We start from the raw sequence: 6,000 nt of genomic DNA, 5'->3' as shown, positions 1-6,000 counted from the left end.
GCCGTGCCCGACCGACCCGTCGTGCCCTTGCCCGTCGCGGTGACATCAAAGCGCGGCCGCCTGCTGCTAGCATGCACCATGTAGGTGAGCCCTCCTTGGCGAGTTGTGGACCTTTGACAGACCGCATTCTCGCAGGTTAGGAGGGCTTTCCTATGCAACCTCAACCGCTGCCACGCCAGTCAGACGAAACATCCAGGTTTTAGTACCCCTACACGTAACTACAGTGACGTGCTCGTCCCACACTTTCGCACGGTGACGCGGCATGGTTCCCTTGTCGAAGGGAGCCTGAATGCCGCGCACAAGCCCGTACCGCATCGACCTGACCGACGACGAGCGTCGTCAGCTCGAGGCCAACGCCCGCGCTTATACGTCACCGTACTGCGACGTGGTACGCGCCAAGATCGTGCTCATGGCCGCCGACGGGCTGCGCAACGACGAGATCGCCGCGCGTCTGGACACCCCCCGCCAGGTCGTGTCGCGGTGGCGCAAACGCTTCTACGAGCAACGCCTCGCCGGGTTGGCGGACCTTCCCCGGGGCGGACGGCCACCGGGTTTCCCCCCCAGAGGTGGTCGTGGCGGTCAAGGCGCTGGCGTGTGAGCTGCCTGCAACCTGCGGCGCGCCGCTGGCGCGCTGGCACTGCCCCGACCTGGCCCGCGCCGCCGTCGACCAAGGCATCACCGCGTCGATCTCGGACACCACGATCTGGCGGTGGCTGTCGGCCGACGCGATCAAGCCGTGGCACCGCTCGCGGATCTTCCCCCGCGATCCCCAGTTCGCCGCCAAGGCGGCGCGCGTGCTCGACCTGTACCAGCGCGTGTGGGACCGCACGCCGCTGGGCGCAGGCGACTACGTGTTGTCCGCCGATGAGAAGACCAGCATCCAAGCCCGCGACCGCAAAGCACCCCACCGTCGCGCCGGCGCCGGGTGAGCCGATGCGCGTCGAGCACGAGTACCACCGCCGCGGGGCGCTGGCCTACCTCGCGGCCTGGGACGTCCACCACGCCAAGGTGTTCGGCCGTTGCGAGGCCACCAGCGGCATCGCCCCGTTCATGCGCCTGGTCGACGACGTCATGCGCCAAGAGCCCTACGCCTCAGCCCGGCGGGTGTTCTGGGTGGTCGACAACGGCTCGTCCCACCGCGGCCAGGCCGCCATCGACCGTCTGCGCGCCGCCTACGACAACGCCCACCTCGTCCACCTGCCCGTACACGCGTCCTGGTTGAACCAGGTAGAGATCTACTTCTCCGTCGTTCAACGCAAGGTGCTGACCCCCAACGACTTCGCCGACCTCGACGAAGTTGCAGCCCGCCTGCTCGCCTTCCAGGACTACTACGCCCAGATCGCCACCCCCTTCGAGTGGAGGTTCACCAGCGACAACCTGCACAACCTGCTCGCCCGCATCGCCGACGACCCCGCCGTCCCCCAGGCGGCCTGACTCGGAACTCGGAATACGTCACCGCAATTGCGTGCCAGACCACTTAGCATCGCCCGCAGGCGACGCGCGCCGTCGCCCCGGTCACGGGCCGCCCCGACAGTCGGTCTGGGTCCACTTCGATGTGGCGGAGGTGCTCAGATCGCGTGCTGCCCACCCACCCCGGCCGAGGTCCGCAGCGATCACGACAAGGGCGGACTCCTGGCGTGCGCGCCGCTCATCACAAACACCCCCGCTGGCTCGCATCTCGGCGGAGCTCAGGCTCGGTGCGTAGCGCGCCGGCTCAAGCTGTCGGCGGCGTCGGCCTAGCGGCCCGAAGTCCCCTTTGACCGGAGGTTGAGGTCCTTCCCAGCCGTTCGGTCCGTGGGTACGGTGGCGCTCGTCGGGTCCCCCTTCAGGCTGTACGGAAGGGCGGAGAAAGACAGCGGATAACTGTGGGCGGGTCGCTCGACTGTGACCAGCAAGAAGGCTGGTTAGCACAGCGTTGGGTGCCTGATACCTCGTAATGAATAGGTCCGGGGTTCGATTCCCCGTCCCGGCTCCAAGCCCGTAGCAGCGGGGGTTTCCATTCGTCGACGGCCAGCGAGCTTGGAGCGCAGCGCTTCAGTTCATACGCCCTCCGCTCGTCCCGGTCACCCAGGGAGTTGCACCCCAAGCGGCCGGAATGTGACATCGGCCCCGCACCGAGTGCTTCTGCTCAGGGTGCCTTTGTGCCCTCGACGAGCCCGTGCGGCCCGGGACCCTACGCGGCACGCCCATGACGTGGGCGCGACGCAGGTTCCCGCGGAGCCGGGCGTGTTGTGACGCTGACTGGCCCCACCTGGACACCGCGCTGTCGGCTCGGCGTGGCGCCGGCGGGCTCGGAGCGCGTCGGTGGACGCGGCCTTGGCCGCGCCGGGTGGACCGTCACGACGCGTTGCCCACGTCCAGACGCGCGCACGTCCGAACGGAAGCCCGACGTGGATGTCGGGCCTGCCGGGGCAGCCGGTGGCGCCATGTCAGGTTCTGTTCGGCGTCATGGCCTGCATTCCGCAGGGTTCCGCCAGGAAGGGAAGAGGTCCTCGTCGACCAGCACCTTCACGCCCCTGACCAGCGCGTCTTCGCCTGCGTCTTACCTGACGCGCACGAGCGTGGCGTTTCGTGGCGGTGCGGTTCAGCTCGCGGGGGCGCCGGTTTGGCTGTGGAGGCGCATCGCGAGTTGGGTTCTGGAGCGGACGCCGAGCTTTTGGAACATGTTGCGCAGGTTGCAGGTGGTACTCGACGGTCTTGACGCTGACGACGAGCTGGGTCGCGACGTCGCGGTTGGATAGACCGGCGGCCACCAGCCGGGCGACGGCCAGTTCCTGGGGCGTCAGCTCCGCCGACGGGCCGGGCGCCCGGCGTGGACGGCGGCGCCCGCAGGCGGTCAGTTCGTCGTGGATGCACGCCTGGTAGGGCGCTGCGCCCATCGCGGCGTACAGGGCCAGCGCCGCCTCGAGCTGCTCCACGGCCGCGCGGCGCCGGCCGGCTCGCCGCAGCACCCGCCCGTAGGCGTCGTGCAGCAGCGCCCCGCTGCAAGCGCCACGGCCCTTCGCCCATGTGCCCGGCCCCCGCCTGGAACGCGGCCTCGGCCGCGGCGAGGTCGCCTCGCGCGGCGGCCAGGTTGCCGCGCACCCGGGCCGCATCCGCCATCGCCGAGCGCCGCCCCGCCGCGTGGCCAAAGCCTCGAAGCCCTCGAGCTCTGTGGCGGCGTCGTCGAGGCGGCCGACCGCCACGAGGGCGTCGGCCCGGACCGCGTGCCACAGCAGCACCCCGGGCTCGCGGATGCCGTCGCGCCCGGCGATCGGCACGATCAGGTCGGTGGCCTCGATGACGCCGGCCGCCTCGCCCCTGGCCAGGGCCAGATGAGCCGCGGCGGTGGCCGCGAACGCCGCCGCCACTCCGAGCATCTGGGCGGCTTCCAGCGCGGTGCAGGCGTGGCGTTGGCGGCCTGCCACTGGCCTCGACCTGCCAGGGCGTAGGTCGCCTGGGCGTGCAGGAACGCCGACAGCCAGACGTTGTCGGTGTCCTCGCCCAGGGACAGCGCGAGGTCGGCGTGGGCGCGATGCTGTCGTCTCAGGCGCCCGCCCGGTAGGTGGCCTCGGCGAGGTGCCCGAGCCCGATGATGCGTGCGCGGTAGGCGCCCCAGGACCGGCGGGCGCCGGTGACAAGGCGCATGTCGGCGATCCCGCCGGGCAGGTCGTCGCCCCAGGTCCGCAGCACCGCGCGGCCGAAGCGCCACTCGACCGCGGACGTGGACGTCATGTCCTCGGGCAGGTCGCGTGACAGCTCCAGACCCTCGCGGGTGCGCCCGAGCATGGCCAGGCCCACCAGCAGCACGCCCGGGGGCGGTGTCGGCGACCGTGTCGTCGCCGCCGGCCGCCTCGAGCGCGCGGCGTGCCCAGCGCACCGCCGATTCGCCGTCGGCGTGGTTGATCGCCAGCTGTCCGAGCTGAACGGCAATGGTCGCAGCCAGCGCCGGGCGCCTCAGCCGGGTCGCAGCGCTCCCACGCCCCGACCATGATCTGCTCGGCGGCGGGGTCACCCGCGAGCAGCGCGAGGTGCCCGATGACGAAACCCCGGCGAGGGCTCGACGGCAGGTCTTCGAGCTGGGGTTGCAGGGCGGCCAGCTCGCCCGCCTGACCGGCGACCAGCAGCACCTGCGCCGGCCAGCACGTGCTCGTGACGCCGCCGCGCCGTCGTCGCCAGACGCGCGGCGGTGAGCAGATGCGCAGCCGCCGCAGCCCACGCGCCCGCCTCGGACTCCCCCGCGGCGGTGCTCGCCAGCTCCTCGGCCAGGGCGTTGTCGCCACCCCCCGACGCGGCCGCGCGGTGCTCCAGCGCCTGCACGTCAAGCGCAGCCGCCGCGCGCAGGTGCAGGCCCGCGCGCCGGGCCGGCCCCAGGTCGTGGTAGACCGCGGCGCGCACCAGCGGGTGGGTGAAGGCCACAGCCGCGGCTCCCCCCGCCCCCACGGTCTCGGCGACAAGCCCGCCACGCACCGCCTCGTCCAGGGCGACCACGACGTCGGTGACCTCACCTACCGAGGTGGCCAGCGCCAGCGGCGGGTGCTGACCCAGCACGGCGGCCGCCTGCACCGGCCCCCGCGCTGGTTCACCGCAGCGTGGTGTTGACCGCGACCGGATCGTCCGGCGCGCTGATCGACGTGATGGTCGGCGCGGCATTGGCGACCGCCGGCCCGCGCACGAACACGTCCCGGGCGCGCGCACCCCGGACGGCAACACCCAGTTCCAGTTCCGCGCCGGCGACCTGGCCTTCGCCTCGACCGGCTACAACTGGCTGATCATCTCCGGGCCCAAGGCCCAGTACAAGGGGTCGGGCACCATCAACAGGACCGGTGACTACGGGTTCTTGGTCACCGCCAACGACGGCCAGCGGGTCGGCGGCGGCGGCGTGGACCGTTTCCGCATCAAGATCTGGGACAAGACCACCGGCGAGGTGGTCTATGACGACCAAACCGGTGCCGCCGACGACGCCCCAGCCACCGACGCGATCGAAGGCGGCAGCATCGTCATCCACACCAGCGGCACCAAGTAGCCCGCACCACGCACAGGTGGGGGCGCCCAGCCCGGCGCCTCCACCGCACCGCTTCTCACCGGGCGGCAAGAGGTGGCCACGACTCCCCGCCAGCCTTTGCCCGCGGCCGTGCGCAACGATCCGTGGTCCATACCGGAAACGGTATGATCGTGGCATGTCTGGTGGAGCGCTCATCCGGGAGGCACGCCGGCGGGCCGGCATCACGCAGGCCGAGCTGGCCAGGCGCATGGGCACATCGCAGTCGGCGGTAGCCCGCTGGGAGAACGGCATGCAATCGCCCGCGCATGACACGGTGCGCCGGGCCGTCGAGGCGTGCGGGTTTGACCTCGGCGTCACGATCACGCCACGTGACGACCAGACAGTGACCCTGTTCGACGAGTACCTGGCGCTGACCCCGCAGCAGCGTGTCGAGCGGCTGCTCGCAACACTGCGCGTCCAGCAGGCGTTGCGCAAGGCCCGCCGTGTCGACCCTGCCGCCTGAGGGCCCGGCGTTCGATCCGCTGTCGATCCTTGCCGCACTGGAAGCGCACGGGGTGGCGTATGTGCTCATCGGTGCATTCGCGGCCACCATCCACGGCTCGCCGCTTGCCACCGCTGACGCGGACATCACCCCGGCACGCGACGAGGCGAACCTGCACCGGCTTTCGGAGGCGCTGCGGGCGATGGGGGCCCGTGTGTGGGCGGCCGGGGAGCCCCAGGGGCTGGCATTCGACTGCAGCGGCGAGGCGCTGGCGCGAGCAGACATCTGGAATCTGGTGACCGACCACGGCCGGGTCGACATCTCCTTCGCCCCCGCCGGCACCCGCGGCTACGACGATCTGGTGGTCGACGCAGCGCAGTTCGACATCGCCGGCGTCGCCGTGCGTGTCGCCTCGCTTGCGGACGTGATCCGCTCCAAGGAGGCCGCCGGACGCGAAAAGGACCGGGCGGCGTTGCCTATCCTGCGACGCCTGCTCGACGAGCTCCGGCGACGCGACGCCCAGGGCGGACGCTGA

10 protein-coding genes are annotated in these 6,000 nt (G+C 71.5%); 8 read left to right on the top strand and 2 right to left on the bottom strand.

Features of this window, described 5'->3' with window-relative positions:
* Positions 1-289 precede the first annotated feature (289 nt).
* Genes VM324_12675 through VM324_12665 form a run of 3 tightly spaced genes read left to right on the top strand, consistent with a single transcriptional unit; the run spans position 290 to position 1,434 of the window.
* Positions 290-598, top strand: a complete 309-nt coding sequence (locus VM324_12675) for a helix-turn-helix domain-containing protein (GenBank protein HVM00138.1) — start codon at positions 290-292, stop codon at positions 596-598.
* Positions 573-929 (top strand): hypothetical protein, encoded by a 357-nt coding sequence (locus tag VM324_12670; protein ID HVM00137.1) that lies wholly within the window; start codon positions 573-575, stop codon positions 927-929. Before VM324_12675 ends, VM324_12670 begins: the two co-directional genes overlap by 26 nt.
* Positions 930-933: 4 nt before the next feature.
* On the top strand, positions 934-1,434 hold the full coding sequence (locus VM324_12665) for a transposase (protein ID HVM00136.1): 501 nt from the start codon (positions 934-936) through the stop codon (positions 1,432-1,434).
* Between the two features lie 995 nt (positions 1,435-2,429).
* Here VM324_12665 and VM324_12660 read toward each other — a convergent pair.
* Both VM324_12660 and VM324_12655 read right to left on the bottom strand, forming a co-directional pair.
* Positions 2,430-3,407 (bottom strand): helix-turn-helix transcriptional regulator, encoded by a 978-nt coding sequence (locus VM324_12660; GenBank protein ID HVM00135.1) that lies wholly within the window; start codon positions 3,405-3,407, stop codon positions 2,430-2,432.
* A gap of 118 nt (positions 3,408-3,525) precedes the next feature.
* Positions 3,526-3,789, bottom strand: coding sequence for a hypothetical protein (locus tag VM324_12655; protein ID HVM00134.1), 264 nt, complete (start codon positions 3,787-3,789; stop codon positions 3,526-3,528).
* Between the two features lie 122 nt (positions 3,790-3,911).
* Here VM324_12655 and VM324_12650 point away from each other — a divergent pair, with 122 nt between their 5' ends.
* From VM324_12650 to VM324_12630, 5 genes are all read left to right on the top strand, one after another.
* Entirely contained in the window at positions 3,912-4,172 is a 261-nt protein-coding gene (locus VM324_12650; protein ID HVM00133.1) for a hypothetical protein, read from the top strand.
* Positions 4,132-4,581 carry a hypothetical protein gene (locus VM324_12645; protein HVM00132.1) on the top strand — a complete coding sequence of 150 codons (450 nt, stop codon included), beginning with the start codon at positions 4,132-4,134 and terminating at the stop codon, positions 4,579-4,581. Before VM324_12650 ends, VM324_12645 begins: the two co-directional genes overlap by 41 nt.
* 238 nt (positions 4,582-4,819) lie before the next feature.
* Complete coding sequence (locus VM324_12640) at positions 4,820-5,005, top strand: hypothetical protein (protein ID HVM00131.1); 186 nt, start codon at positions 4,820-4,822, stop codon at positions 5,003-5,005.
* 154 nt (positions 5,006-5,159) lie between these two features.
* On the top strand, positions 5,160-5,486 hold the full coding sequence (locus tag VM324_12635; GenBank protein HVM00130.1) for a helix-turn-helix transcriptional regulator: 327 nt from the start codon (positions 5,160-5,162) through the stop codon (positions 5,484-5,486).
* Positions 5,467-6,000: a hypothetical protein gene (locus VM324_12630; GenBank protein HVM00129.1), complete on the top strand. Its 534-nt coding sequence runs from the start codon at positions 5,467-5,469 to the stop codon at positions 5,998-6,000. The genes VM324_12635 and VM324_12630 overlap by 20 nt, the downstream gene beginning before the upstream one ends.

Source organism: Egibacteraceae bacterium (assembly GCA_035540635.1).
Classification (GTDB): Bacteria; Actinomycetota; Nitriliruptoria; order Euzebyales; family Egibacteraceae; genus DATLGH01.
The sequence above is the reverse complement of the archived record's forward strand: the minus strand, read 5'-3'. Positions and strand labels throughout refer to the sequence as shown.

Coding starts and splice junctions, on each gene's coding strand:
- VM324_12675 (HVM00138.1), top strand. CDS start 290: ATGCCGCGCACAAGCCCGTACCGCATCGACCTGACCGACGACGAGCGT.
- VM324_12665 (HVM00136.1), top strand. CDS start 934: ATGCGCGTCGAGCACGAGTACCACCGCCGCGGGGCGCTGGCCTACCTC.
- VM324_12650 (HVM00133.1), top strand. CDS start 3,912: ATGGTCGCAGCCAGCGCCGGGCGCCTCAGCCGGGTCGCAGCGCTCCCA.
- VM324_12635 (HVM00130.1), top strand. CDS start 5,160: ATGTCTGGTGGAGCGCTCATCCGGGAGGCACGCCGGCGGGCCGGCATC.